This is a genomic window from Enterobacter cloacae complex sp. (assembly GCF_900322725.1).
Classification (GTDB): domain Bacteria; phylum Pseudomonadota; class Gammaproteobacteria; order Enterobacterales; family Enterobacteriaceae; genus Enterobacter; species Enterobacter quasihormaechei.
In genome coordinates, this window is record NZ_LT991957.1 from 591346 (window position 1) to 613121 (window position 21776).

The 21776-nt window shown below is 54.5% G+C and carries 38 protein-coding genes; 14 read left to right on the forward strand and 24 right to left on the reverse strand.

Going from position 1 to position 21776, the window contains the following annotated elements; all coding sequences use genetic code 11:
* Positions 1-17 precede the first annotated feature (17 nt).
* From DBR02_RS02865 to DBR02_RS02880, 4 genes are read right to left on the reverse strand one after another with little or no spacing between them, the layout of a single operon-like run.
* The gene (locus DBR02_RS02865; protein ID WP_063928596.1) at positions 18-716 is read right to left on the reverse strand and encodes a peptidase; all 699 of its coding nucleotides are present in this window, start codon (positions 714-716) and stop codon (positions 18-20) included.
* A gap of 2 nt (positions 717-718) precedes the next feature.
* Positions 719-1015 carry a Bbp19 family protein gene (locus DBR02_RS02870; protein ID WP_032636545.1) on the reverse strand — a complete coding sequence of 99 codons (297 nt, stop codon included), beginning with the start codon at positions 1013-1015 and terminating at the stop codon, positions 719-721.
* Positions 1012-2682: a portal protein gene (locus DBR02_RS02875; protein ID WP_107533497.1), complete on the reverse strand. Its 1671-nt coding sequence runs from the start codon at positions 2680-2682 to the stop codon at positions 1012-1014. Before DBR02_RS02875 ends, DBR02_RS02870 begins: the two co-directional genes overlap by 4 nt.
* Before the next feature lie 14 nt (positions 2683-2696).
* Entirely contained in the window at positions 2697-2903 is a 207-nt protein-coding gene (locus DBR02_RS02880; RefSeq protein WP_032636549.1) for a hypothetical protein, read from the reverse strand.
* A 773-nt stretch (positions 2904-3676) separates the two neighbouring features.
* Here DBR02_RS02880 and DBR02_RS02885 point away from each other — a divergent pair.
* Positions 3677-3862, forward strand: a complete 186-nt coding sequence (locus DBR02_RS02885) for a hypothetical protein (RefSeq protein ID WP_107533498.1) — start codon at positions 3677-3679, stop codon at positions 3860-3862.
* A 44-nt stretch (positions 3863-3906) separates the two neighbouring features.
* A complete protein-coding gene (locus tag DBR02_RS02890) occupies positions 3907-4209 on the forward strand; it encodes a Gp49 family protein (RefSeq protein WP_063162238.1) in 303 nt (100 codons plus the stop codon).
* 66 nt (positions 4210-4275) lie between these two features.
* On the opposite strand, the gene DBR02_RS02895 is transcribed toward DBR02_RS02890, so the two are convergent.
* The 15 genes from DBR02_RS02895 to DBR02_RS02975 form a co-directional block, all read right to left on the reverse strand.
* The gene (locus tag DBR02_RS02895) at positions 4276-5751 is read right to left on the reverse strand and encodes a terminase (RefSeq protein ID WP_107533499.1); all 1476 of its coding nucleotides are present in this window, start codon (positions 5749-5751) and stop codon (positions 4276-4278) included.
* On the reverse strand, positions 5748-6344 hold the full coding sequence (locus tag DBR02_RS02900; RefSeq protein ID WP_233157679.1) for a terminase small subunit: 597 nt from the start codon (positions 6342-6344) through the stop codon (positions 5748-5750). The genes DBR02_RS02895 and DBR02_RS02900 overlap by 4 nt, the downstream gene beginning before the upstream one ends.
* A gap of 56 nt (positions 6345-6400) precedes the next feature.
* Entirely contained in the window at positions 6401-6730 is a 330-nt protein-coding gene (locus tag DBR02_RS02905; RefSeq protein ID WP_048982102.1) for a hypothetical protein, read from the reverse strand.
* A gap of 77 nt (positions 6731-6807) precedes the next feature.
* Entirely contained in the window at positions 6808-7146 is a 339-nt protein-coding gene (locus DBR02_RS02910; RefSeq protein WP_048982104.1) for a hypothetical protein, read from the reverse strand.
* Positions 7139-7408, reverse strand: coding sequence for a hypothetical protein (locus DBR02_RS02915; protein WP_048982107.1), 270 nt, complete (start codon positions 7406-7408; stop codon positions 7139-7141). The genes DBR02_RS02910 and DBR02_RS02915 overlap by 8 nt, the downstream gene beginning before the upstream one ends.
* Positions 7409-7607: 199 nt before the next feature.
* On the reverse strand, positions 7608-8333 hold the full coding sequence (locus tag DBR02_RS02925) for a hypothetical protein (protein WP_107533501.1): 726 nt from the start codon (positions 8331-8333) through the stop codon (positions 7608-7610).
* Positions 8330-8884: an ead/Ea22-like family protein gene (locus tag DBR02_RS02930; RefSeq protein ID WP_063843640.1), complete on the reverse strand. Its 555-nt coding sequence runs from the start codon at positions 8882-8884 to the stop codon at positions 8330-8332. The genes DBR02_RS02925 and DBR02_RS02930 overlap by 4 nt, the downstream gene beginning before the upstream one ends.
* On the reverse strand, positions 8881-9162 hold the full coding sequence (locus DBR02_RS02935) for a hypothetical protein (RefSeq protein WP_063843641.1): 282 nt from the start codon (positions 9160-9162) through the stop codon (positions 8881-8883). The genes DBR02_RS02930 and DBR02_RS02935 overlap by 4 nt, the downstream gene beginning before the upstream one ends.
* Positions 9159-9800 carry a hypothetical protein gene (locus DBR02_RS02940; RefSeq protein ID WP_047050268.1) on the reverse strand — a complete coding sequence of 214 codons (642 nt, stop codon included), beginning with the start codon at positions 9798-9800 and terminating at the stop codon, positions 9159-9161. Before DBR02_RS02940 ends, DBR02_RS02935 begins: the two co-directional genes overlap by 4 nt.
* Before the next feature lie 56 nt (positions 9801-9856).
* On the reverse strand, positions 9857-10321 hold the full coding sequence (locus DBR02_RS02945; protein ID WP_063153767.1) for a crossover junction endodeoxyribonuclease RuvC: 465 nt from the start codon (positions 10319-10321) through the stop codon (positions 9857-9859).
* Between the two features lie 128 nt (positions 10322-10449).
* Positions 10450-10713, reverse strand: coding sequence for a DUF977 family protein (locus tag DBR02_RS02950; RefSeq protein ID WP_045891224.1), 264 nt, complete (start codon positions 10711-10713; stop codon positions 10450-10452).
* A gap of 10 nt (positions 10714-10723) precedes the next feature.
* Positions 10724-11614 (reverse strand): DnaT-like ssDNA-binding domain-containing protein, encoded by an 891-nt coding sequence (locus DBR02_RS27230; RefSeq protein ID WP_063153766.1) that lies wholly within the window; start codon positions 11612-11614, stop codon positions 10724-10726.
* 6 nt (positions 11615-11620) lie between these two features.
* Positions 11621-11809 carry a hypothetical protein gene (locus DBR02_RS02965; RefSeq protein ID WP_047050271.1) on the reverse strand — a complete coding sequence of 63 codons (189 nt, stop codon included), beginning with the start codon at positions 11807-11809 and terminating at the stop codon, positions 11621-11623.
* Positions 11806-12009 carry a hypothetical protein gene (locus DBR02_RS02970; RefSeq protein ID WP_047050345.1) on the reverse strand — a complete coding sequence of 68 codons (204 nt, stop codon included), beginning with the start codon at positions 12007-12009 and terminating at the stop codon, positions 11806-11808. Before DBR02_RS02970 ends, DBR02_RS02965 begins: the two co-directional genes overlap by 4 nt.
* A 147-nt stretch (positions 12010-12156) precedes the next feature.
* On the reverse strand, positions 12157-12387 hold the full coding sequence (locus DBR02_RS02975; RefSeq protein WP_032634928.1) for a hypothetical protein: 231 nt from the start codon (positions 12385-12387) through the stop codon (positions 12157-12159).
* A 154-nt stretch (positions 12388-12541) separates the two neighbouring features.
* Between DBR02_RS02975 and DBR02_RS02980 the strand changes: the two genes are divergently transcribed.
* The 12 genes from DBR02_RS02980 to DBR02_RS03030 all read left to right on the forward strand — a co-directional run bounded on the left by DBR02_RS02980 (position 12542) and on the right by DBR02_RS03030 (position 18425).
* Complete coding sequence (locus tag DBR02_RS02980) at positions 12542-13132, forward strand: helix-turn-helix transcriptional regulator (protein WP_047050275.1); 591 nt, start codon at positions 12542-12544, stop codon at positions 13130-13132.
* Positions 13133-13283: 151 nt separating this feature from the next.
* A complete protein-coding gene (locus tag DBR02_RS26765) occupies positions 13284-13433 on the forward strand; it encodes a hypothetical protein (protein ID WP_162843058.1) in 150 nt (49 codons plus the stop codon).
* On the forward strand, positions 13430-14497 hold the full coding sequence (locus DBR02_RS02985) for a hypothetical protein (protein ID WP_047050277.1): 1068 nt from the start codon (positions 13430-13432) through the stop codon (positions 14495-14497). The genes DBR02_RS26765 and DBR02_RS02985 overlap by 4 nt, the downstream gene beginning before the upstream one ends.
* A 7-nt stretch (positions 14498-14504) precedes the next feature.
* Positions 14505-14804 carry a hypothetical protein gene (locus tag DBR02_RS02990; RefSeq protein ID WP_063153764.1) on the forward strand — a complete coding sequence of 100 codons (300 nt, stop codon included), beginning with the start codon at positions 14505-14507 and terminating at the stop codon, positions 14802-14804.
* On the forward strand, positions 14801-15622 hold the full coding sequence (locus DBR02_RS02995) for a PD-(D/E)XK nuclease-like domain-containing protein (RefSeq protein WP_063153763.1): 822 nt from the start codon (positions 14801-14803) through the stop codon (positions 15620-15622). The genes DBR02_RS02990 and DBR02_RS02995 overlap by 4 nt, the downstream gene beginning before the upstream one ends.
* Positions 15619-16560: a RecT family recombinase gene (locus DBR02_RS03000; protein WP_047050283.1), complete on the forward strand. Its 942-nt coding sequence runs from the start codon at positions 15619-15621 to the stop codon at positions 16558-16560. The genes DBR02_RS02995 and DBR02_RS03000 overlap by 4 nt, the downstream gene beginning before the upstream one ends.
* Positions 16561-16609: 49 nt before the next feature.
* A complete protein-coding gene (locus DBR02_RS03005; RefSeq protein WP_107533502.1) occupies positions 16610-16858 on the forward strand; it encodes a helix-turn-helix transcriptional regulator in 249 nt (82 codons plus the stop codon).
* A 108-nt stretch (positions 16859-16966) separates the two neighbouring features.
* Positions 16967-17266, forward strand: a complete 300-nt coding sequence (locus DBR02_RS03010) for a PerC family transcriptional regulator (protein ID WP_040117969.1) — start codon at positions 16967-16969, stop codon at positions 17264-17266.
* Entirely contained in the window at positions 17259-17417 is a 159-nt protein-coding gene (locus tag DBR02_RS03015) for a DUF1317 family protein (RefSeq protein WP_107533503.1), read from the forward strand. Before DBR02_RS03010 ends, DBR02_RS03015 begins: the two co-directional genes overlap by 8 nt.
* Positions 17414-17605: a DUF1382 family protein gene (locus tag DBR02_RS03020; RefSeq protein ID WP_045891207.1), complete on the forward strand. Its 192-nt coding sequence runs from the start codon at positions 17414-17416 to the stop codon at positions 17603-17605. The genes DBR02_RS03015 and DBR02_RS03020 overlap by 4 nt, the downstream gene beginning before the upstream one ends.
* Positions 17602-18249, forward strand: a complete 648-nt coding sequence (locus DBR02_RS03025) for an MT-A70 family methyltransferase (RefSeq protein ID WP_107533504.1) — start codon at positions 17602-17604, stop codon at positions 18247-18249. The genes DBR02_RS03020 and DBR02_RS03025 overlap by 4 nt, the downstream gene beginning before the upstream one ends.
* Positions 18246-18425: a hypothetical protein gene (locus tag DBR02_RS03030; RefSeq protein ID WP_063149221.1), complete on the forward strand. Its 180-nt coding sequence runs from the start codon at positions 18246-18248 to the stop codon at positions 18423-18425. Before DBR02_RS03025 ends, DBR02_RS03030 begins: the two co-directional genes overlap by 4 nt.
* On the opposite strand, the gene DBR02_RS03035 is transcribed toward DBR02_RS03030, so the two are convergent.
* The 5 genes from DBR02_RS03035 to DBR02_RS03055 all read right to left on the reverse strand — a co-directional run bounded on the left by DBR02_RS03035 (position 18422) and on the right by DBR02_RS03055 (position 21772).
* Positions 18422-19675: a tyrosine-type recombinase/integrase gene (locus DBR02_RS03035; RefSeq protein ID WP_107533505.1), complete on the reverse strand. Its 1254-nt coding sequence runs from the start codon at positions 19673-19675 to the stop codon at positions 18422-18424. The genes DBR02_RS03030 and DBR02_RS03035 overlap by 4 nt on opposite strands.
* 317 nt (positions 19676-19992) lie before the next feature.
* Entirely contained in the window at positions 19993-20475 is a 483-nt protein-coding gene (locus tag DBR02_RS03040; RefSeq protein WP_107533487.1) for a DUF2514 domain-containing protein, read from the reverse strand.
* Positions 20472-21098, reverse strand: a complete 627-nt coding sequence (locus DBR02_RS03045; RefSeq protein WP_107533488.1) for a glycoside hydrolase family 19 protein — start codon at positions 21096-21098, stop codon at positions 20472-20474. Before DBR02_RS03045 ends, DBR02_RS03040 begins: the two co-directional genes overlap by 4 nt.
* The gene (locus DBR02_RS03050; RefSeq protein ID WP_047052275.1) at positions 21088-21381 is read right to left on the reverse strand and encodes a phage holin family protein; all 294 of its coding nucleotides are present in this window, start codon (positions 21379-21381) and stop codon (positions 21088-21090) included. Before DBR02_RS03050 ends, DBR02_RS03045 begins: the two co-directional genes overlap by 11 nt.
* On the reverse strand, positions 21368-21772 hold the full coding sequence (locus tag DBR02_RS03055) for a putative holin (protein ID WP_077579864.1): 405 nt from the start codon (positions 21770-21772) through the stop codon (positions 21368-21370). The genes DBR02_RS03050 and DBR02_RS03055 overlap by 14 nt, the downstream gene beginning before the upstream one ends.
* Positions 21773-21776 lie beyond the last annotated feature (4 nt).

The window sequence follows — 21776 nt, forward strand, 5'->3', positions numbered from 1 at the left end:
GGTTATATCCTCTCTTATTAGCCATAAAGCACTTCGGCCGCACTACGCTGGCCTTGATTACTGCCATCGACCATGCCGTCTTCCGACATGGCTTTACCGATCTTCACGAACGTTTTAACCAGGTCTGGATGGTTACCAAGCCCGGTAGCGTTCAGATATTCTTTCAGTTCCGGCGTGCCGAACTGGTCGAGTGCACGCTGCGCAGCACTGAGGTTTGCGGTCAGTTTGTCGCCGCCGATCTCCTTGTCTGCCTTCACGGTCTCTGCCCAGCCTTCGGTCTGCTTCTGCCAGGCTTCTGCCTGACGCTGCTGCACACCGGCCAGAATTTTTGGATATGCGTCCACCAGCTTTTGCGCCTGCTCGTTGGTCAGGTTCAGATCACGGGCAACGGGTTCGAAGTCCTTCAGCGCTTCGGTATCCAGCTCTACGCCTTCACCAGCGGTAAATTCGTATTTCTCCGGCGCACCTTCCTGCTTCTGCTTTTCGTCATCCGACTCCTCCGCTGGCTTTTCACCATCAGCGGGTTTGTCTTCCTGAGGCTTGTCACCTTCAGCGCCAGACTGTGGCTTATCGCCTTCTGGTTTCGCTGGCTCGCCTGCAGGTGCTGGAGCATCGGCAGCAGGTGCAGATTGCTCAGACGGTGCAGGTGCAGTGCCACCATCAGCAGGTTGCTCATTGCAAAGACGGCGATGCAGCAAACGTTCAAATAAATTCATGGTTACTCCTGTTCACTGGCCTCTGCGGCCATCTTCAGATACTGATCGGGGCAGTGCGTCATGACGCGCTGGAATAGCTCCAGAGCCAGATTGCGCTGCCCTTCGTTGAAAGCCATTGCCAGGGCATCCATCGGCGGTATGGCGGCGAATACGCGCCCACTCTCCAGCACTCTCCACACGACGCGGCGGCCCTGTTCGCTATCCATGACGAACTTGATGTCGTCCTTTTCGCGCTGCTCCAGATCGTGCTTCTTCCGCTCGTTCTGAATGCGCAGTTCTTCTTCGTCAAAGTCAGTCATTGCTGCGCCGCTCCTGCTGCGTTAGTGATTGCTGTCAGTGCGCTTGGATCTGCGGTTTGCGTATCGCTGAGCGTCTTCGCGCCCTGCGCTACGGCCTGACCCATTGCCAGCGCCTGAGCTGCCTGCTGTTGCTTGGCGCGCTCTTCACGAATGCCCTGCACCTGCTCCTGCGGAACGATGACGGTTGGCGATACGCCGGACATTTCGGAGAACGCGTCAATTGCCTGATCCACGTCGAGCTTGTCGAGCGCTTCAGGTTTGAACTGTGCGAGCTGGCCGATAAACCCAACGGTCTGCGACAGGCTGGTGAGCCCGATAGATTTCTGCGCCTGCGCCATAACGGAGATGTATTCGATGCGCAGCGGCATGCCCTGCATAACGTCAGGAGGTGGCGGAAGCATGTTCTTGCGCGCCATGATGGAGAACACGCGGTCGATAAGCGGATTGAGCGCTTCGTCGTTCAGGCGTTCCAGCACCGGGCCGAGCATCAGCAGTTTCTCTTCTTTCATCTCGATCACTGCTTCCACCGGCATTGAGCGGGTGTTGATGTTTTGCAGCATCATGAAGAGGTCGACAAAGTAGGCGCTGTTGATGGTCTGGCGGGTATCCTGAATGTCGGCCAGCAGGTCGGCGGTATTCGGATTTACCAGGTACGCAGGTTTGAAACCGTCCTGACCGCTCAGCACATCGAGATAGGTCACGTCACCAGGCAGCAGAGAAACGCGCTGATTTTTCAGCGACGCCGGCGCGACCATCGGCGGGTTAGTGGCTTTGTCGATCAGCTGAGCTTTACGTTTCTGCTCAACCTGAAGCGCTTTAACCTGTCCGAGTGCCAGCATGCCAGGGCAGGAGGATGCGTAAACGTCCTCGCCGTTAACTTCCCAGCGCGGCGCCAGAATCGGGAATTCATCGAAGCCGGATTCACGCAGCAGCTTGTCGGAGTCGCCTCCTGTCTCGAAATAGACAGAACGATACGGCTTGTTCTTGCTGTCCATCCTCCCGCTGTCGCGGTTGATGTTTGGCGTGATGCAGTGGTTTACTTCGATCCAGTTTTCATACGAGCCGCTTTCCCACTGGCTCTTCACGGACGCGCTGACATTGTCCAGGCCAAACTCTTGCACGAGCTGGCGCACGGTCATGGAGAACTGACGGAAGGATGTGTCGACGCTGCCACGCGGGCTGTTAGCCAGGTAGTAGCTGCCAATCGGGAATGGCATTGTGCGGATCACGTCCTGGTCATCTTCCAGAACAGCCATAGCGGCAGTACCGAAAGTACCCAGACTGGCGTACATGACGGGCAGAGACTGATAAAGATTCGACTTGTTGAACACTTCGTTCATGCGGCGCTGCACGACTTCCAGCCAGACCTTAACCGGGCCGTAATCCATCATGTCAGGGTCAGGCGTTGCCAGCTTGAACCACGGGCGCGCAGGGCTGGTGATGCCGGACATCATGCCGCTGGCGAGAATGCGCTGAGCGAGTGAACCGGTAGGGTCAACAATTTTGGTGTTGCGGCGATCGTCACGGTTAACATCAGACGTCAGGAAGCGGGAACCGCGCGGATTGATAAAGTCGCTCAGGTCGCGCCAGTGCGGCTCGAACGATGTGCGCTCATTCTTCAGCTGTGCGAGCTGCTTCAGCAGCCGCTCTTTTTCGGTTTCCACCATCTCTGCGCGCTCCGTTACTGACCGAGCAGCGTTTTACCGCTGGTATTGGCGGCGGAAGTGTCGCCCTGGGCACCGGTGAGCATGGTCGAGTTACGACCGGCGGCAGCACGGCGGCGGCGCTCTTCATCATCGCGCGCACTGACCACAGCGGCGTCCTGCTCCTGAGGTGCGGCCTGAACTTCTGGTGCCGCTGGCACTGATGGCTTGCTGCCGATACACATAGCGATAACCTCACACACGATTAAATTATTACCAATTTAACCATATACGGATTATTTTACGTAGTGTATTGACATAATGGACTGCAATTATTACCCTTCAGGTAACACAACATGAAAGCGCACTTTGATATTGGTTCTGTGAGGTCTTGTCGCTAAATCAAAACTGGTGAGTGCGCTTCCAGGTGTGAGCAGTACGGCATCTGGCACATGTGTCGTAGCGGTCCGGCGGGGTTCCTTGGTGTTCCTTATCCCCGAGCGGGTTCCCGGAATGTGCAAGTCAGTGTTATCGGTATGCACGACATGACGACTCACCATCGTGGCGATACGGTGTGACACCTCGGAAGAGACGAGGATACAACGATGAGAGCATTGGGGTGACCGGTTAATCCCGTGACGCTAACCGATACAGGCGCAGTGCTCTCAATGTTGTGGTGAATGCGCAGGCTGATGCGCGAATTTAGCGTCGACAGTTTCTATCTCCTTCCGGACTCGAGCGGAAAAACTGACTGACTAAGGGTGGAGAATGCCGGAGATCAGCACCGGCCACCACAACCCAATCACGCCTTAGGACCGTGATACGGCAGTACCAGGCAATGCGTGTAGCTTTGGCGGTGGCAGTTGCTCCCACTTCTGACCACCGCCCTTTTTACAGCAGAACGCCATTCCGATGACGTTGCGCTGTAAACCCTGCATCACCCGCCAAGGAAGGCACTCCGTAGTCCTTTGCTTCCAGTTAGCCCGGTTCGTCCGGGCATTTTTTTAAGGTGAAAATCATGAATCAGACAGTCGTTAATGTTCAGAAACAATCTCCTGCCGAAGAGATCCGCCGCGAGAATCTCTATCACACCAAATTGCAATGCCTGGCTGAAGTGCTTAGTAAAAGAGCTGTACTTGATGAGCGAGGTGCTGTTCAGGATGCCAAAGCCATCAACGCCGCATTCGATAAAATTACTTTCTGAGGTAAGCAACCATGGTATCAACAGCATCCCCAGCACCATCCTGCATGGCTATTGAGCAGGAAATTCAGGCCAAAGGCTTAACCGCGCCGCGCGTTACGCGAGACGACATGATCGCAAACATTGCTCACACTGAAATCGTTAAGCACGTTTCTGTTACCGGGCAGGTTCTGCGCTGGGCGATCATTACGACAAAGAATGGCTTTGCGGTTACCGGAAAGCCATCATGTGCAGTCTCAGCTGAAAACGACAATGAGGCGATCGGTAAACAGATTGCTCTGACGAATGCAGAGAACGAGCTGTGGCCGCTAATGGGTTACGCTTTGAAAGAGAAGTTGAGCCAACAGTGAAAGACGAATTCGACGGCTTTTAATGCCGTGACATGTCACAATCAGCCCGCCGATGCGCGGGCTTTGTTATTTCCACGGGTCGTAATCTGTGACCGCTTTCCCCTGCTGGTTCTCCTGCCCGGGAATGCGCAGGCGTTTCGTAACAGGGAAAGCAAACGTCAGCAGCAGCGCGTCACCTTTGCCCGGAGAGCGGCCTAAGCGCTCTTTTATATCTTCCTTCGGCTCAATGACGATCTTGCCGTCTACCCTGACTTTGTACTCTGCCGCAGACAGGTCGTCCGCCGTCTCCTGGTCGTCCAGCGCACCGCCGAGCTTCAGCCACGTCTTGCAGCTGTTGAACATCTCGCCGCGCTTGTTGAGCATCTGCGGGTCAGTAGAGCCGCCGCCGAACGGAATTAACTGCCACGTCCGGCCCCAGCCGTCACCGATTGACTTCAGCCCGGTACCGTAGCCAAAGTCGATAAACACCGCATCAGCCTGGTACTGATCTTCAAAGTCGGCGATACGCTTCGCCATAATCAGATCGTCAGTGGTCTTGTTGCCGGTCCATAGCACTTTGCTGTGCAGACCCTGACGCAGGTATATCACCGCGTCATCCACGCCGGAATAAGCCGGGTCGACGCCGATAATCACCGGAGCGTGCGCCACCTGCCCGGCGGTCACCACGCGCTTCATCGCCTCGTCAGTGAGCCCTGTCGGGATAAACTGGAGTTCGGACGCGTCAGGGAAGATCCCACGCACACGGACCTTCACGAAGTCGCTGTCCTCGCCGTAGTCGTCCACCCATTTCTGGAGTTGCTGTTTGTTCGTGCCTTCTACGGTACGGCTGTCAATCTGCGCACACTTCCAGCGGTGTTTATATTTTCGGAAGCATTCGCGGAAACGGCCAGTGTTACGCGTCGGGTTCCCGAACGCCACCCAGATGATTTCAGTGTCTTCGTCCGTCAGCGCGCCCTCTGCTACCTCCCACACCAGATCTGCAATGTTGGATGCTTCGTCGAATACCACGATGATGCGCTTGCGCTCGTTGTGCAGGCCAGCGAACGCTTCGGTGTTGTGCTCAGACCACGGGATTGCGTCAGCGCGCCAGCGTTTATCGTGGCCCGGATCGTTGCTGTACATCGCCGTGGCGGTGCAGGTGAACCACTCTTTCGTGATAGCCAGATTCGACCACTTTATGATTTCCGGCCAGGTCTTGGTGCGGAGCTGGTTGTCGGTGTTGGCGGTCACCACCACCTTGCAGTCCTCGCAGGTATCCATTCCCCATTTAATCAGCATCGAAATGAATGCAGATTTCCCCACGCCATGACCTGATGCGCGGGCGATCATGATAGGCTGGTAACGAGTGGTTGGGTTCTGAAGGTGATCCCGTATCTCGCGGAATCCCTCCGCTTGCCACTTACGCGGCCCGGTGGCGTGCGCCAGCTCTGTGCCATCTTCGCCCCACGGGAACGCATAAAGCGCATAGCCCAGCGGGTCATACGTGAACGAGGCAATATCCTCGACGAGCTGCTCTTCTGGCGACATGGCTGCTGCTGTCATTCTTCACCACCAGCCTGTTTCTTAACGCGAGCCCGAGCCTTGGCCATCTTGTCTGCTATGGTCATTCTTACGTCGATTTCCAGGCGCTCTTTGAACGCGTTGACGTCGACGTGCTTACCAATCAGCTCGAGGTTCTTCACCTTGTCCGGCCATTTGATTTTTTTGAGGATGGTCTCTATCGAATCCTCTTTCATGTTCATGATGGTTGAGGACAGGTCGAACCCGCTGAGCGTGGTACGCCAGATTTTAGGCCAATCGCGGATCGGTTTCAGGCTGCCGTCATCGTTCAGGATATCCAGCACATCCATCTGGTCGATCTCCACCAGGCGCATGAGGACGTAATCAGCGCTGACGCGGTTTCGCTTGTTGCGCTCCTCCATCAGTTCGGCGATTCGTTTCTGGATTCTTTCGTCGCGCATCATCACGCTGGCTTTGACCGCCGCCGTATTAGGCGAATACCCTGCGTCTATCGCTGCCTGAGACTGGTTTTCTGGTGTCTTAATGTAGGACTGGCAGTAAGCCTCCTGCATCGCTGTAAGAGGCTTATATTGCGTTGATTTGCGTTTGTGGGTTTTTGGTGTCGCGGGCATCATTACCACCTGAGTAATTTTATTACCATTCAGGTAATACTATCACGCCCGCGCAGATGTTACATGACTGGTATCGGATCGTCTTCCTGGCTGCCGGCACGGTTGAGGAAATGTGTAACCACTCCCAGCACCGTTGTGTCGTCCAGCGCTTCACCTTCGATTGACTCACCCTCCGGAACGATAAGCGCCCGCCCCTGCACGATGGCGAACTCAGTGCGGCCGCAATACGATATCAGCACGGTATCACCCGGATGTGGTTTAGTTGCGACGTTGATGATTGCGTATCCAGCCGACGTCTCAACGGTGCGGCAGTTGCCGTCGTAGCCGCACATGCTGGTGATGGTAAGGCGGGATTCTGCGTAGTCTTTTGCCGGAGATGGAAAGCCCATAATGGAACCTCACATAAAAATACTGTACATTTAAACAGTATAATCATGTGAGGATTTAGTCAATACGCCGTGACAGGTCACACCGCAAGTTTCGTTTCATGCCAGCCCTGCGTTACCCAGCAAGCCGAATCACCGGCGCACGGGCAGGACTTCACCGGCAGGCTGTCGCCACATTTGCCGCACTGGTTGGCGCTGATAGCTTTGATGCGACCGCGTACCCGGGCATCATCCTGGCGGATCAGCAGAGCAATGTACTCGCTCATTTCGTATGGCTCACGGCCCGGGCGACGCTCCGCGCAGTTACGCGCCAGCATCTCCATTTCCTGCTCGTCGAGCACCAGCTCCAGCTTGCGTTCACCAGCTTCCGCCTGGCGAGCGCGCTGCGCTGCCTTGCGTTCTGCTGCGGTTTTAGCCATTGCCTTTCTCCTTTTTCGCCAACTTCAGCATCGCATCACCATAGCGTTCGATTCCCATCGCAAACGCGCCCTTCACGTTAATTCCCTGGATGATATCCGCCGGCACCACCACCGGCATCGGCACGCGGATGACCAGCCTGCGGAGTTCGGCTATTTCGTCGGCCTGCTCCATGACTCTGGAGTACAAGTCAGAGGCTTCGCCTTTCCACCATGCCACGTCGGCTTTAAGGCGGCGCAGGCGTCGCTGTTTGAGTTTGCTCACGACTTCACCTCATCCTTCGGCGCTGACGTTTCAAAGACCAGATCATTCCCACCGCATGCAGGGCATTTGACGTTCTCAATCAAGTTACCTTTCACGAATTCCGTGTGCTTGCACTGCTGGCAAGTCATCTTCATTTCAGAGTGGAATGAGTAAGCGGTTTCGCTGTTTGATATGTTATTGCCGTAAATTTTTAAGCCCATCACTTCACCTCCTGCTGCGGTGCTGCTGGATATGCACTGCCTTCCTGACCTGGATCGTTGCTTCCGGTGCATGCATTCCTGTGGTCATTGGCGCGCGGGCAGCGTTTGTTGCCACAGTCAGGGCAGACGACAAATCGCATATCAGTAAGCGTTATTGGTCGGCATGTTCGGCACCAGCAGTCTGGAGCGTTGAGAGCATCACGCTCGGCAAATATTTTCTCAGCGTCGATTTCAATGCCAGAGTTGCGAATGGTTTCCACAGCATCCCGCAACTTGTAAGCCGTCGTTACAGGTTCGGCACCCTGAAGCATGGCGGCGCGGTAGACATCAGGGCGAGATAACATGGAGACGTTATTCCATGTTTTCACATCGATCAGATTAAACGCATCATCCGGCAATACATCCTCAAGATGATTCAGAAGCACATTGACTTCATCAGGCACAGACACCGGAACTGGCGGGGCGGTGTAAACAACACTTTCAATCCAGTGCGCGCCATCCTCATTGCAATTGCACTTCGACTCTAATGGCTCGTCCAAACCCTCTGCGCCACACGCGCTACAGGTAAAAAGTTTGCGGCCCCTTGCTTCGAGCGATGCCAGCGCCAGTTTCATCGCCGCCAGAGACATCGCAGCATCTTCGTTTACGATGCCAGGCACAGCATCTCGCTCTTCTTCGAGCTCCGCGATGGTCTTCAGTAGCCATTCTTTGGTAAGAGTGTTCATGATGCCTCTCCTTTACCGACTGCGGCGCGGTCGATTATTTTTATGAACTCAGCAGCGCCAACATCACCAAGACCAGCGTACTCGCTGATGAACTTCCTCGCCGATGCGATGATTCCGCACTGGTCAGCAATCCGTTTCTCTGCGGCTTCAGCCCTGGCTTCCTGTCTATGCGCCTCCGTCCATCCAGCATTGGAATGTGCCGCCGTTGCTTTCAGATCGTCGATCTGCTTGTCTTTGGCTTCCAGCTCATCCAGCAGCGCCATCACAGTGGCGGGATTGGCTGAGGCGATGAATTCAGCGTTGCACTTAGCCGTTTCATCCCATGCCATGTGGTAATCATGATCCCATTCAGTGTGGATGCACGCAGCAGTTGAATTGGTCATGTCGAGCAATGATTCGTGACCAACATACACCGCATATGAGTGGTAGCCAGAAACCCTATCTTCGCCCTCGCCATATTCGCCGTCAGTCTCGACAACATCAGACCACCACTCGCCTTTTGTCGCCTTCTCCGCCGCTTCACGAAGCGCCTTTTTGTCGATGTTGCTCATTGGGCGGCCTCCGGTCTTTTTCTTGCGCTGAAGCGAGGTACATGTTCCATTTCAACCGCAAATACACCTACGCTCTCGCCGTCAACGAACAGCTCGATATCCAACGGCCAGTCAGATTCCCAGCCGTCATGGTTGTCGAAATAATCAAGGGCGGCATCCTGAGACAAGCATTCCAATTCCCACTTAGAAGTGAGCTCATCGATGTGTCGAGGATCGAGAAAATATGCATCCTCAGGAAACGTGCCTGCATCGCTAACTACGTACTGGATTACGCTCATGACTGCACCCCTTTGCGAAGCTGGGCGGCTATGTCTTCGAGTACGCCATCAGCGAACGAGCGGTCGAAATCATCCACTGGCGCACCAGCCATAAACTCTGTTGACGTCAGGATCATCCGCGCGATATCTGCCGCGTTCTTTGCTGTGTCGTCGATAAAACCAGCATCCCATGCGGCCAGCATCCTGTTAGCAACAAAGTGAGCGCCTTCCTTGTGGGCCTGCGCCCGCACTTCAGCCAGGCATTTGCGGAATTCAGCAACGTATTGTTCGACACTCATTCCCCAGGTTAACGGGCATTCTTCGACGGTTTCGCCTTCGTATTCTTCATCAGGGACTTCTTTGGTAAAGAATTCGCGCTCGATGGCATGGAGCGTGTCAGCGAAGCGGCGTAGGTTTCTCTGACCTTCCGTGATAGAAAATTCAGGAGCCTCGCAGCCAGCGCCCATCTGCTGATATACGGCGGTTTTGAAGGCCTTCAGCCCCGCATTCTCCGCAGCCAGCGCATTACTACGAGCCAGTTGCACATCCAGATGCGTAGCCAGATCGCTTATCAACTGCGATACAGCACCGCCTGATGATTTAAGTTGTGCGGCCTTGTCATGACCGCGCTTTACCAACTCACTCACATTGCATTCCATCTTTACCCCCGCTTACCCGTATAAGTTATTGATTACGTTGATATCAAAAAGGATGGTTATTTAACGCCTATCCCGAACCTTGCGATTAACAGCGCATCCGCGATGGCCTGGCCTTTCGCTTTGGCATCCAGCGCCCTGAGTTCCGGGTAAAGCTGAATGGCCCGGCTACGCGCTGCGTCCTTGTCGCTGCCGATAAGCCCGGCTGACTTCTTCCAGGCCTGCGGCGTTACCAGCGTGTACGGAATGTTGAGCCCCTGGAGGATCCCCTCCGCTACACCAGCTGCATGCCCGAACGTGAACATGCTCGCCGTTCCCTGTCCTGGCATGGCTCCGACCTGCTCAAGGTACGCATGAGTGATTCCGTACTGCCGAAGCCATGCAGATACCGCTGCGCCGTTCACCCTGGACTTTGTGCCGACCTTGATGGTTGGCATTGCCAGGTGGTCGATGTAGCCGCCCTGCTCAGTTACGAGAACCAGCGCGCCGCTGCATCCCGGGTCAATCCCTAAAACTGCCGTCATGATTTACCCCTTAGGTAATTTAAATCCACATTAGAGTTAAAATCAATAGCTATGCGCATATTTTGTTACCTGCAAGGTAATTATGCAGGCGTAAAAAAATGCGCTGCCGCGCCGGTGCTACTGCTTTGCTACTTCCCTTTCCCGTATTGCCTTGAAAACCTTTCCATATCGAAATCAATCGTGGCCCTGTAATCCCTGAACAGGCCGCATTTCCCGTGACGTATTACCTCTCCGCTCCTCTCTGCATCTCTGAAATATTTCTCTACAGTGTTGAGGTGGAGGCCGAGGATTTCTGCTGCCTGCCGGGTAGTTATCCTGCCGCGCTCTTTTGCAGCGGTGATTATCCGCCTGACGGCTGTCTTACGTTCTGAGTACGTGTTTGGTCTTGCCATGGAAACCTCACTATGTGGCCTGGTAGCCCCTGAACCCCTCCGGAATGGTCTTGTCCGGCTCCGGAACGTCGTTGATATCCCTTCGCTGCTGCTGGGCGACTGGCCTTGCCCTGGACTGCTGCACGCTTCTCGCCAGCTTCTGTTGCCACTGGTCGTGGTGGAATGCCTTGCCCTCCGCTTTCCAGTACGTGATGAAGTCTGCCAGCTCGAACGGTGTGATCTCCGTCTTCAGAGCTATGCCCCACAGCGCAGCGCGCTGGATGAACTGTGGATCTGGCTTCCAGTTGTCGTGCATCTGGAATTTTCCAAACTCACCCATTCCGCCAGGCGCAATGTAGCCATTCAGCATCGCGTTGTTCGCATCCGGATCTGGTTCACCGCCAACAGCAGAGTTATCCACAGGTGAATTTTGCTCGCTCCCTGTGTGGGGTTTATCTTTTATATCTTCTCTTCTCTTTATCTCTTCTTTATCTGTCGTGACATTTCGTGACTTGTCGTGACATTGCCGTGACTCATTGCTTTCTTGTTGTCGCATCCGCTGCCTTTCACGCTGCTCTCTTTTTCTCTGAGTTGCTGATTTTGCTCCTGTTTCATCATTGCCACGGTCCTCCTTTTTAGGCTGTCTCCGCTCCCACCCTGTAAGGTATGTTCCATCCAAAACACGGCCCTGCATGGCGTTAATAACAGCGTCTATGTCACACTCAGTCACGTCAAAATGTGACGCTAAGTCCTCGTTCGTGACATCAGCGTGACCTCGCGTGACATTTTGTGACCCGCTAACAAGAAGGTGGACATAAACGGCCTGAACGAGAGCTATCGGTTGACCGGATATTCTCGCTATGGTTCTCCACTTCGGGTCATTAGGCATATCATGCCAAAGACGTAGCCATTGATTAGCCATATGAACCTACTCTTTCTCGAGATCAGTGATTCCACAAAGGCGCAACCCAGCGAAGCAACCAGTATTAACCATGTCGCAGTACATTGTCTGATCTGAAATGTTCAGCCGGTGCCACATAATGAGCATCGCCTTTTCTTCTTCTGACTCTGCTTCAATGCATAATTGAGCACTGGAACCGGAGAAAAAAATCTTCATGCTGCCTCCCGCGCCTTTCTGGCTGCCTTTAATTTATCTGAACGCAACTGCTGCTGGCGTCGAGCCCGCTCGTTGTTGCACTTAACGCATTCACCACTGAGGGTGTAGCGCTCACTGTCATGCCCGTGAATGCACTTCTTGCCGGTGTAGAACCTGGCGAGGCCCATTTCGAGAGCTTCACGCTGAGTTAATCGCTTCATTTGCACCTCTCTTTGAAATTTATCTTTGGTAATTTTGTGCGATGGCCGAAAAAAGATCAACCATATTTGGATCATTATTACCTGAGAGGACTGAATAGATATGAAAAGACCGCCAGAAGGCGGCCTGATGGGGGTTTGAAGGAGGTTTTATTCGTAGAAGAAGATAGCCAGTTCCGGCTTTGTTCTGACCCAGCCGCGTTGTTTGCATGCCTTAAATAACCCATTCATCAATGTCTTACCGGGCATTTTACGACGGCCTGTCAGATGAGTCTGGATGTAGTGGCTGGTCGTTCCGGCCTCGTCAGCAAAGGCATTTCGCTCATCAGGAGTGAGTTGCAACCAGTGTTTTTTGAAGTCGAATTTTTCGTTCTCGCTCATAGCTATTGCCTGATATTAATTTCAGATAACAAATATTCACCCAGAAGGTAATAAAAATCAAGGTTTGTTACCTGTGAGGTGCATTTACCTGTGAGGTAAATTCGCTTTTAATTGAACCACTAACTAATTCATATATGAGGCGATTCACCAGAGCATGAAAAGTATTCAGGATATCCGCAGGCAGAATATTAACGATATCATCGACCGTGACTTTAACGGGGTGCAGACTCGTCTGGCGGAAAAACTGGGAACTCAGGCAAACCTGGTGAACCGCTGGGCCCGCGGGCAGAAGGTTGTTGGCGACACGGTGGCGCGCAAGATTGAGAAGGCAGCGAACAAGCCGTCGAACTGGCTGGACGTCGACCACTCATTATCTGCTGTTGCAATCCCCCAGGAGGAGATCACCGCCTCCGATATCGGCCAGTTGGCGGCGCATAACCTCGAAGCGTGGATGCAGAACAACCGCGACCTGTCCTCCCAGGGTAAGCTGTCGAAGGCGTCCGGCGTTGCCCAGGCGACAATCAACCGCATGCTGAACAATGAGGTTAGCGTTTCCATCTCCACCCTGGAGGCGATCGCCAGCGCGTTCGGGCGCCGGGGATATGAGCTGCTCATCCATCCTCGCGACCCGGCGACCATCCATTACGACCGGGCCCGCTACGCATTGTTACCTGAGAGCGAGAAAAGTAAGATCGAGAGCTACGTCGATTTCGTGATTGTTCAGAACGGTAAAACGCAAGAATAACTTTATAAATTTCAGATACTAAGCCGCCATTGAGCGGCTTTTTTATTGCCCTTAGAATTACCTTACGGGTAATTTTTTATAATCATACCTATTGACTTCAAACCACATAAGGATAATTATTACCTCAACGGTAACACTGAGGTAACGAATTATGCAGTGGAAAATCATCAACGGCTGGTACTGCGTTACGGCGTGCGGGCTGATGAGCACCAAGTGCCGCACTCTGCATGAGGCCATCAACTGGGCGTTTGTCACCAAGATGGCAGTCAAAACTGAAATGGATATGGGGGTGAGCAAGTGAGTGAATTAGCAATCATCGAAATCGCGCCGGACCTGGCGCCAAGCATTTACGTTGAAAACGGTCTGGATAAGTTCCTTGAACAGATCCGTGATGGCGTTAACGAGGTTCCTGACCTGAGCACAGCCAAAGGCCGCGCCCGTATCGCATCCCTCGCCGCCCAGGTATCACGCAGCAAGACGGCAGTTGAAAAGCCAGGCCGTGATTACCTGAAGCGCCTGAAGGAGCAACCAAAAGTGGTCGAAGCAGAACTGCGACGCTTCGTGACCGAATGCGATCAGCTTCGCGACGAAGTTCGCCGCCCACTTACCGAATGGGAAGACGCTGAAAAGGCACGCACCGAAGCATTGCAGCAGCGCCTTGTGGATTTGCGCGCACTGGCTGAAGTGATCGACACCACCGGAAATTACCTGCCATCCACTGATATTCAGGCTCGCATTCTGGAGGCTAAATCCGTGGTGCTGGATGACAGCTGGCAGGAGCGTGCAGCAGAGGCGGGAGTGGCTAAAGACTCAACCATTCAGCAACTGGAAGCGTCGCTGGTAGTAGCGCAAAAGCGCGAGCACGAAGCGGCTGAGCTGGAACGCCTGCGCAAAGAGGCAGAGGAAAAAGCACGTCTAGAACGTGAAGAAGCTATACGCCGCGAAGCAGCAGAACAGGCTAAGCGTGATGCAGAAGCAAAAGCACAGGCCGAGATTGATGCTTCTGCACGCCGTGAAGCTGAAGCCAAGGCTGCAACTGAACGCGCAGAGCGCGAAAAAATTGAAGCCCAGCAGAAAGCAGAGCGTGAAGCAAAAGCCGCTGCGGAAAAAGCTGAGCAGGAAAAGAACGACGCTATCGCAGCGGAGCGCCGCCGTCAGGAAGAAGCGGAAGCAGTTCGACTGGCAGAACAGAAACGCATCGCCGATGAAGAAGCGCGCCGCGCAGCTGACAAAGAGCATCGCCGCACCATCAATCGTCAGGCTATTGCAGACCTGATTGAAAGTGGTCTTCCGCAGGAAATGGCTGAGAAAGCGCTGATAGCCATCGCCAGCGGGAAGGTTTCTGCAATCTCTATCAAGTACTGAGGTGCGTATGAACATCCAGCAGATTAATAACCTGAAAAAAATCATGACCAGCATCGACAGCGACTACCAGCTGAGTCAGTTGCACTACGCGCGCCAGGTGGAGCTGATCGACGCTATCAAGTTCCACCAGCTGCAAAAGCCTTTCTATGAGCTGGAACGCAAAGGCGTGCGCACCGAAATTCTTGAAGAACTGATGATGAGCACGGAATTCGAAGAGGCTCTCGCAGCTTACCAGGCCGCGATGACCAGCATCATCGCGAAGTGGGATCTGGCTGACCAGCTGGACACGGCGAGGACTGCGGCATGATGCCAGGAATTTACTTCGACATCAGCAACGAGGATTACCACGCCGGCGACGGCGTGAGTAAGTCGCAGCTGGATATGGTGGCGTTGAGCCCGGCCCTGTTGCCGTGGCAGAAATCCGCGCCGGTCGACACAGAAAAGCTGAAAGCGCTTGACATGGGTACCGCCCTGCACTGCCTGCTGCTGGAGCCGGAAGAATTCGATAAGCGTTTTATCGTGGCGCCGCAGTTCAACCTGAGAACCAATCAGGGGAAAGCAGATCAGGAAGCCTTCCTTAAAGATGTTGAGAACATGGGCATGACGGTGATGGATGCCGAACAGGGCCGCAAGCTGAAACTTATGCGCGACAGCGCGATGGCACACCCGGCTGCGCGCTGGCTGCTTGAAGCGGAAGGATTCTGCGAAGCATCGCACTACTGGACGGATCCGGAAACCGGAGAGCTGTGCCGCATTCGCCCGGATAAGCGCCTGAAGTATCACCCGGTCCTGCTGGACGTGAAGAAGGTTGCAGACATGGAGCGCTTCGCACGCCACGTCGAGGAATTCCGGTACCACGTTCAGGACGCCATGTACCGCGAAGGCGCACAGCAGACCACCGGAGAGCCGCACGGATTCTTCTTCCTGGCTGTGAGCGAAACCATCGACTGCGGGCGCTACCCGGTTCGTGTGTTTGAACTGGATGCGCCGGACGTAGATGCCGGGCACGCACTGTTCCGCCGGGATCTGAATACCTACCACCAGTGCCGGGAGTCTGGCGAATGGGGTGGATTTGAAATTATTAAACGCCCTGAGTGGGCACGCAAACAGGATATGCACGTATGAGCAACGACATCGCAAACATCAACGCACCAGTAGACACAGCAATCGCTGGAACTGCTGCAACAATTTTCAGCCCTGAGGGTTTGAACCAACTGATGAAGTTCGCCGAAGTAATGGCGCAAAGCCGTGTGACGGTACCGGCTCACCTCGCCGGGAAGCCAGCTGATTGCATGGCTGTAGCAATGCAGGCTGCGCAGTGGGGAATGAACCCATTCGCCGTTGCGCAGAAAACCCATGTTGTGAGCGGCACGCTCGGCTATGAAGCCCAGTTAGTAAACGCGGTTATCTCAACCATGTCTCCAACCAAAGATCGCATCAACTATGAGTGGTTCGGGCCGTGGGAACGCGTGATCGGAAAGTTTGTTGAGAAAACATCCAAAAACGGCAACCCGTATATCGCACCTGGATGGACCCTTAAAGACGAAGAAGGCTGCGGTGTTCGCGTATGGGCAACTATGAAGGGTGAGGATCATCCTCGAGTTCTCGAGTTAATGCTGTCTCAGGCACAGGTAAGAAACTCCACGCTTTGGGCTAGCGATCCGAAACAACAACTCGCATACCTGGCGACAAAGCGCTGGTCACGCCTGCATTGCCCAGACGTCATCATGGGCGTGTACACCCCTGACGAATTGCAGGAAACGGCACCGCGCGTTGAACGCGATATCACGCCGACACCTGCAACCGCGACCGGCATGAACAAGCTGATCAACTCCAAGCCTGAGCAAAAGCAGGAAGAGAAACCAAAGAGCAGCGATGACCGCGATCCAGAAGAGATTCTGTGCGCTTTCACTGACGCAGCGATGAACTACAACACCCTGAAGGATCTGGATAACGCCTACAAATACGTCGCCAAAAAGCTCGCTAACGATGATGAACGCCTGGCTAAAGCTACTGATGTGTACACCATCCGTCGCGATGAGCTGAACGAAGTCCCTATGTAATCACCACCGTGGCGCCACGGCGCCACACCTGCAACCAGGAGAGATAGTTATGAAAGGTGCATTGAGTAAGAAAAAACTCCTTGAGGTGGTGCCACTGTCATGGAGCACGATTGACCGCCTTGAACAGGCTGGCGAATTCCCGTCCCGTTTCTGGATCACCGATCGCCGCTGCGCGTGGGACCAGAGCGAAGTTGAAGCCTGGCTGGATAAACGTAAGGCGGCAAGTCCGGCGACGTTCACCGGAAAAAAGCCGCCAGTTGACCGCCGCGTTTATCGCCCGGTGAGTGCGGCAGCATGACGGCGCTGAAGAAGCATATCGGCAGATGGTCAGATGTATACCTGTATCTGGCCGTGGTCGCCTACCTGATGTGGCTGGCGGCGGTAATCAGTTGAGAGGATCCTGGGAATGAGAAAATTAACCCGCCTTGAAAAATATCACATGAACAAAGCATCGCAGCGCGGAACTGAAAAAGTTGTGGCAGTAACGCCGGAAGCAATGGAGATCGAAAGCCGGGCCATCGAGCGCGAGCGCCGCGGGCACTACAGAATCGCAGCCCGTCTCTGGCTCCAGTGCCTGGACGCTGCCGTCGGTGAAGTTGAGCGCGCCCGCATCGCGGTGCGCCGCCAGCAGTGCATCACCAAAGGGAACCGCACCCCGCATCTGGACTACAGCGGGATCGGATGTCGCGGGGTGGTGTATGACTAATCCGCACGACGGAATAACCGTGGGCAGTGTCACGCTGCCCTATTCCATCATTCGCCGTGGATGGGTAGCACCGAACGGCGACGTTATCAGAAACCCATTAAAGGCTCAGCGCCTGGCTGAGCTGATGAACAGCAAGAAGGTGGCGGCATGAACAAAGCAGCACCAGCAGATTTAAGAAAGTGCCTTGAGGCTGCAAATATGCTCGCCTCGTTCGGCATCCGATTTGTTCCAATGCCAGCAGCCACAGACGCGGAATACGCAATGCTGTCCGCAATGTTTATGGATAAGCTGGAGTCTCTTGCTGTAGAAGCTGAGAAGTCGGAAGGCGGTGCAGCATGACCGGAAAATACACTCTTATCTACGCAGATCCGCCGTGGGTATACCGCGACAAAGCAGCAGACGGCGAGCGTGGCGCCGGATTCAAGTATCCGGTTATGAACGTGCTGGACATCTGCCGCCTGCCTGTGTGGGATTTGGCTGCCGATGATTGCCTTCTGGCTATGTGGTGGGTTCCAACACAGCCGATTGAAGCGTTGAAGGTAATCGAGGCGTGGGGCTTCCGCCTCATGACCATGAAGGGTTTCACCTGGCACAAGACGAACAAGCATAAAGGCACCAGCGCGATCGGCATGGGCCACATGACCCGGGCGAACAGCGAAGACTGTCTGTTTGCGGTGCGCGGGAAACTCCCGGCGCGAATGGACGCTTCGATCTGCCAGCATGTCACGGCGCCGCGCCTGGAGAACTCGCGCAAGCCGGACGTGATCAGAGAGAAACTGGTGCAACTGCTTGGCGATGTGCCGCGCATTGAGCTTTTCGCCCGCCAGTCGTCACATGGCTTTGACGTATGGGGAAACCAGTGCGAAGGTCCGGCGGTGCAACTGCAACCCGGATACGCGCTGGATATAGCCGGTTTGACGCGGGCATTTGAACATGCTCCGTTGACATCAACAGACAACCAGGGCCGGGAGCGTGCAGCATGACTATATCTGACCATGCGGATTTAATCCGTCAACTCGAAGAGTGCCGCGCCGTGATACATCAAAAAACAGCACAGGTGAAATGGTTACAAACTGAAAATAGCCATTTGCATAAGAAGTGTGAAGAGTTGCAAATGGCTGTAGAAATACAGAGGGAGTTTATTAGATCGCGAAATTAACAGATCTGGTTCATCCACCTCTCAAATTTAGACGGGGAGAACGGCACCAGATCGGTGTGCTCCCCGTTAATCCAGGCATCAACCATATCCGCCCACTGCTGCAACATATAGGCACGCTGCCGGGCATACTCCGCTTTGTTATAAACCGCCCGGACTCCTTTCTGCTCGTGCGCCTGTGCCTTCTCTATCCAGTCTGATGGATAATCCGCTTCGTGCAGCAGCGTGCTGGCCGTCCGGCGCAGGTCATGCACAGTGAAATCATGTATTTTCTCGCCGTCTTTGTTTATGGCCTGCACGGTCCGGTCTATCAGCGAGTTCAGCGCGGCATTCGATAATGGCTTGCGGAAGTTGTAGCGCCCGGGCACCAGGTATTCACTGCCACCAGCGCACATTTGCAGGCCGACCAGCAGATCCTGCGCCTGCTTCGGCAGGTAAATCACATGCGCGCGCCTTGCCTTCATTCGGTCGGCGGGGATCGTCCATGTCCAGTTCCTGAAATCGATCTCTGCCCACGTCGCGTAGGTAAATTCGCCTTTTCGCACAAGCGTCAGCAGTACCAGCTTCAGCGCCATCTTCATGGTGCCCATCGCACCGACGTCATCCAGCGCACGGAAGAATATTCCAATTTCCTCAGGCGACAGCGTGCGCTCACGCGGCTTAAACATGGCGATCGATGATGGCTTAATGTCGGCAGCAGGATTGAACAGACCATGCCCGCGGTCGTTGGCGTACCGGTATACGCTGCTGATTATCTCCCTGACCTGAATCGCCGTCGCCCGTCCGCCACGCTCGACGATACGATCGCAAAGGTCGCGCACCATCCTGGTGGTTATCTCAGTCATCATTTTGTTTCCGAGCGCCGGGAGGATATCCCTGTCGATCACTGCCTGCTTCATGGCGCGGGTGCTGTCTGCCAGGGTGACGTGTTTCATGTAGGTGTCGGTATATACCGCGAATGTTTCGGCCCCGGCGATTTGCCTGATACCGTCACGTTTTGCCGCAGCAGGCGACTGGCCTGCCTTCAGCAGCTTTTTGGCGGCAATGAGTTCCTCGCGCGCTTCCGCCAGGCTGATACCGTCACGACCGTACTGGCCGATCACCAGCGTTTCCCGTCGGCCGTTGATGCGGTAGTCGTAGCGGAACGAGACAGAGCCTGACGTAAGCACGGCGACATACAGCCCGTCACGGTCGGAAACCTTATACAGTTTCTCCTGCGGCTTGAGGTTTTTCAGTTTGGTATCGGTAAGCACAGTTCACCCGTAATGCATCCATATTTTTGTCGGTATGAGAGTATACCTTTCGGGTAATACCGTCACCTGTACCGTCGAAAAATGTGGTGTAGAGTGAATAGATATGAGTAGATATAAACAAAAACCCTCTGCAATTACAGAGGGCTAGAGATGATATTGAATAGATATGATGTGCTATGAACTAGCTATACATCATTCCCACTCAATTATTTACGGCGTGCATAACCAATTGACTGATAACAACTTTCCGTAACATGATTTTCACCGTACCGTTTTATATACCGTCACCGGAAATCAGTACCATGAAAAATTCCATGTCACCTGGTCAGCGAATCGTACTGCTTTTCACAGACTCGTCCGGCTTCAGCGGCCCGGTCAGCGTACTCTGCCAGTTGTCGGTTTCGCTCGAGAGATTTGCTGAGCACGTCGGCAAGCAAAACTCCGGTGTCTGCGGCTGACGTCCCAGCGCCGACAGTGGCGTTATACTGCCTGAGCTGCTCACGGATGGCAACGAGCTGTTGCTGCAACCGGCCAGCGCGAGCGGCAGCATCAAGAGCATCATTGCGCGCCTGGTCGATCCTCTGCTGCGCTTCACGTTCATTGGTAGCTTTCTCCTGCTCGTCCTGCTGACGAGCTTTATCATCTTCGGCTTTGCGATCTGCCTTTGCCTGCGCATACCCGGCATCGTACTGGTGGCTGCCGTGTACATTCCAAGAAACCACTCCGACGATGACCAGAGCAGCAAGCATCAACACGATAAGCAACTGTTTCCAGTACGCTTTGACGAATGCCCAGATCATAAAAGTACCTTGCTGGCGGTGATGTACCGCGCGCGCCGGTCGTCGATACCGTTCTGCCCGCCATTGATGATCTGCGTGACGCGCACCAGGTCGCCAGTGTACTTCATGCAGCCTTTGGTTGCGAAGAACCACGCCGCACTGCGGGCCGCATATTCGTCCTGCGCCAGCAGTTCAGGCTGGCTAACCAGCTCAATTTTGAGCCCGTTGCCACAGTCGCGGTAGTTGTTCAGGCCGGTGATCTGGATAAGCCCGCGCCCGCGATAGAACCAGCCGTCAGTCGGGCCATTGTTCCCATTACGTTTGCTGTATACCAGGTTGGCGATCGCACGCTGGCGCTCCAGCGGTAACGATGGCTCACCAGCACGGCGGCCCAGCGCGTTGGCCTGGCCCTGAGTGAGACGCCCGGCACGGACGAATCCTGCCAGCCCGGTTACGCTGTAGTTGAAGTTCTCCTGAAGCCGTGTGAACCCTGTCGATTCATGGCCCACCTGCGCGATAAACATCGCCTGGTGCGCTGGCGCTTCAATGCCAAACTCTTTCATGGCCGCAGTGATATGCAGATACCAACGCGTGGCCAAAACGTCGCTGATGCCAGCTGCACGCTGGAATTGTTTAATGTCCATGCTGGGACCTCGTTATCTTGAAAATTTGCACCACGTTCCCTTTTGTCTTGATGAGAGCAGCCAGGAACACAGCTTTAATGATGACTTCTGACCAGTCGGCGCTGACGTAGTACCCATAGAACGTCCGTATAGGTACGCTGGCTGCCACAACGATCAGCAGATAGGCGAGCCAGCCGCCCCACCAGCGATGGCGTGACCCGTCACGGCGGAACAGAAGGACTCGGATAGCAATGCCGCCGCAGATAGCGGCATTCAGGATGAGAAGCAGTTCAGGACCGGTCATCGTCTTTTCTCCCCGGGATCAGGTCGCGTGGATTTCCAGAACGGTGATACAGCCAGGTACCGATACCAACAGCAACGATTGAAGAAACAAACGCCCCTGCTGAGTAAGCAACCCCTTTCTCAAACATATCTGTGGTGATGCCAGGGAAAGCGGATGCAAAGCCTATGAGAAGTGTTGCTGTCGGTTTGTAGAAGAGAAGGCCGCAGAAGAAGCTGAGGAACGCCAGAAGTAACCGCCGCTTTATGGGATACTCCACCGCTGAGGTAACAAAAATTACCGCACCAGCAAGCGCCCCTAAAGCCACCTCCGGCGGCACACCCGCGACCACAGACATTAGCGCGCTCAGGCTAAGCCCCTGATTCAGCGATTCCGTGGTTAACGAGTGCGACATAGTG

Bases quoted from the DNA above. Each gene is read 5' to 3' on its own strand.
- DBR02_RS02895 (WP_107533499.1), bottom strand. From the start codon at position 5,751: ATGACAGCAGCAGCCATGTCGCCAGAAGAGCAGCTCGTCGAGGATATT.
- DBR02_RS02950 (WP_045891224.1), bottom strand. From the start codon at position 10,713: ATGGCAAGACCAAACACGTACTCAGAACGTAAGACAGCCGTCAGGCGG.
- DBR02_RS02990 (WP_063153764.1), top strand. From the start codon at position 14,505: ATGAACATCCAGCAGATTAATAACCTGAAAAAAATCATGACCAGCATC.
- DBR02_RS27230 (WP_063153766.1), bottom strand. From the start codon at position 11,614: ATGGCTAATCAATGGCTACGTCTTTGGCATGATATGCCTAATGACCCG.
- DBR02_RS02880 (WP_032636549.1), bottom strand. From the start codon at position 2,903: ATGTGTATCGGCAGCAAGCCATCAGTGCCAGCGGCACCAGAAGTTCAG.
- DBR02_RS03010 (WP_040117969.1), top strand. From the start codon at position 16,967: ATGAGAAAATTAACCCGCCTTGAAAAATATCACATGAACAAAGCATCG.
- DBR02_RS02975 (WP_032634928.1), bottom strand. From the start codon at position 12,387: ATGAGCGAGAACGAAAAATTCGACTTCAAAAAACACTGGTTGCAACTC.
- DBR02_RS03000 (WP_047050283.1), top strand. From the start codon at position 15,619: ATGAGCAACGACATCGCAAACATCAACGCACCAGTAGACACAGCAATC.
- DBR02_RS02865 (WP_063928596.1), bottom strand. From the start codon at position 716: ATGAATTTATTTGAACGTTTGCTGCATCGCCGTCTTTGCAATGAGCAA.
- DBR02_RS02905 (WP_048982102.1), bottom strand. From the start codon at position 6,730: ATGGGCTTTCCATCTCCGGCAAAAGACTACGCAGAATCCCGCCTTACC.
- DBR02_RS02930 (WP_063843640.1), bottom strand. From the start codon at position 8,884: ATGAGCAACATCGACAAAAAGGCGCTTCGTGAAGCGGCGGAGAAGGCG.
- DBR02_RS02910 (WP_048982104.1), bottom strand. From the start codon at position 7,146: ATGGCTAAAACCGCAGCAGAACGCAAGGCAGCGCAGCGCGCTCGCCAG.
- DBR02_RS02980 (WP_047050275.1), top strand. From the start codon at position 12,542: ATGAAAAGTATTCAGGATATCCGCAGGCAGAATATTAACGATATCATC.
- DBR02_RS02995 (WP_063153763.1), top strand. From the start codon at position 14,801: ATGATGCCAGGAATTTACTTCGACATCAGCAACGAGGATTACCACGCC.
- DBR02_RS03025 (WP_107533504.1), top strand. From the start codon at position 17,602: ATGACCGGAAAATACACTCTTATCTACGCAGATCCGCCGTGGGTATAC.
- DBR02_RS02970 (WP_047050345.1), bottom strand. From the start codon at position 12,009: ATGAAGCGATTAACTCAGCGTGAAGCTCTCGAAATGGGCCTCGCCAGG.
- DBR02_RS02940 (WP_047050268.1), bottom strand. From the start codon at position 9,800: ATGGAATGCAATGTGAGTGAGTTGGTAAAGCGCGGTCATGACAAGGCC.
- DBR02_RS03030 (WP_063149221.1), top strand. From the start codon at position 18,246: ATGACTATATCTGACCATGCGGATTTAATCCGTCAACTCGAAGAGTGC.
- DBR02_RS03045 (WP_107533488.1), bottom strand. From the start codon at position 21,098: ATGGACATTAAACAATTCCAGCGTGCAGCTGGCATCAGCGACGTTTTG.
- DBR02_RS02945 (WP_063153767.1), bottom strand. From the start codon at position 10,321: ATGACGGCAGTTTTAGGGATTGACCCGGGATGCAGCGGCGCGCTGGTT.
- DBR02_RS26765 (WP_162843058.1), top strand. From the start codon at position 13,284: ATGCAGTGGAAAATCATCAACGGCTGGTACTGCGTTACGGCGTGCGGG.
- DBR02_RS03050 (WP_047052275.1), bottom strand. From the start codon at position 21,381: ATGACCGGTCCTGAACTGCTTCTCATCCTGAATGCCGCTATCTGCGGC.
- DBR02_RS03005 (WP_107533502.1), top strand. From the start codon at position 16,610: ATGAAAGGTGCATTGAGTAAGAAAAAACTCCTTGAGGTGGTGCCACTG.
- DBR02_RS03020 (WP_045891207.1), top strand. From the start codon at position 17,414: ATGAACAAAGCAGCACCAGCAGATTTAAGAAAGTGCCTTGAGGCTGCA.
- DBR02_RS02935 (WP_063843641.1), bottom strand. From the start codon at position 9,162: ATGAGCGTAATCCAGTACGTAGTTAGCGATGCAGGCACGTTTCCTGAG.
- DBR02_RS02870 (WP_032636545.1), bottom strand. From the start codon at position 1,015: ATGACTGACTTTGACGAAGAAGAACTGCGCATTCAGAACGAGCGGAAG.
- DBR02_RS02925 (WP_107533501.1), bottom strand. From the start codon at position 8,333: ATGAACACTCTTACCAAAGAATGGCTACTGAAGACCATCGCGGAGCTC.
- DBR02_RS03040 (WP_107533487.1), bottom strand. From the start codon at position 20,475: ATGATCTGGGCATTCGTCAAAGCGTACTGGAAACAGTTGCTTATCGTG.
- DBR02_RS03015 (WP_107533503.1), top strand. From the start codon at position 17,259: ATGACTAATCCGCACGACGGAATAACCGTGGGCAGTGTCACGCTGCCC.
- DBR02_RS02900 (WP_233157679.1), bottom strand. From the start codon at position 6,344: ATGATGCCCGCGACACCAAAAACCCACAAACGCAAATCAACGCAATAT.
- DBR02_RS02875 (WP_107533497.1), bottom strand. From the start codon at position 2,682: ATGGTGGAAACCGAAAAAGAGCGGCTGCTGAAGCAGCTCGCACAGCTG.
- DBR02_RS02965 (WP_047050271.1), bottom strand. From the start codon at position 11,809: ATGAAGATTTTTTTCTCCGGTTCCAGTGCTCAATTATGCATTGAAGCA.
- DBR02_RS02885 (WP_107533498.1), top strand. From the start codon at position 3,677: ATGAATCAGACAGTCGTTAATGTTCAGAAACAATCTCCTGCCGAAGAG.
- DBR02_RS03055 (WP_077579864.1), bottom strand. From the start codon at position 21,772: ATGTCGCACTCGTTAACCACGGAATCGCTGAATCAGGGGCTTAGCCTG.
- DBR02_RS02890 (WP_063162238.1), top strand. From the start codon at position 3,907: ATGGCTATTGAGCAGGAAATTCAGGCCAAAGGCTTAACCGCGCCGCGC.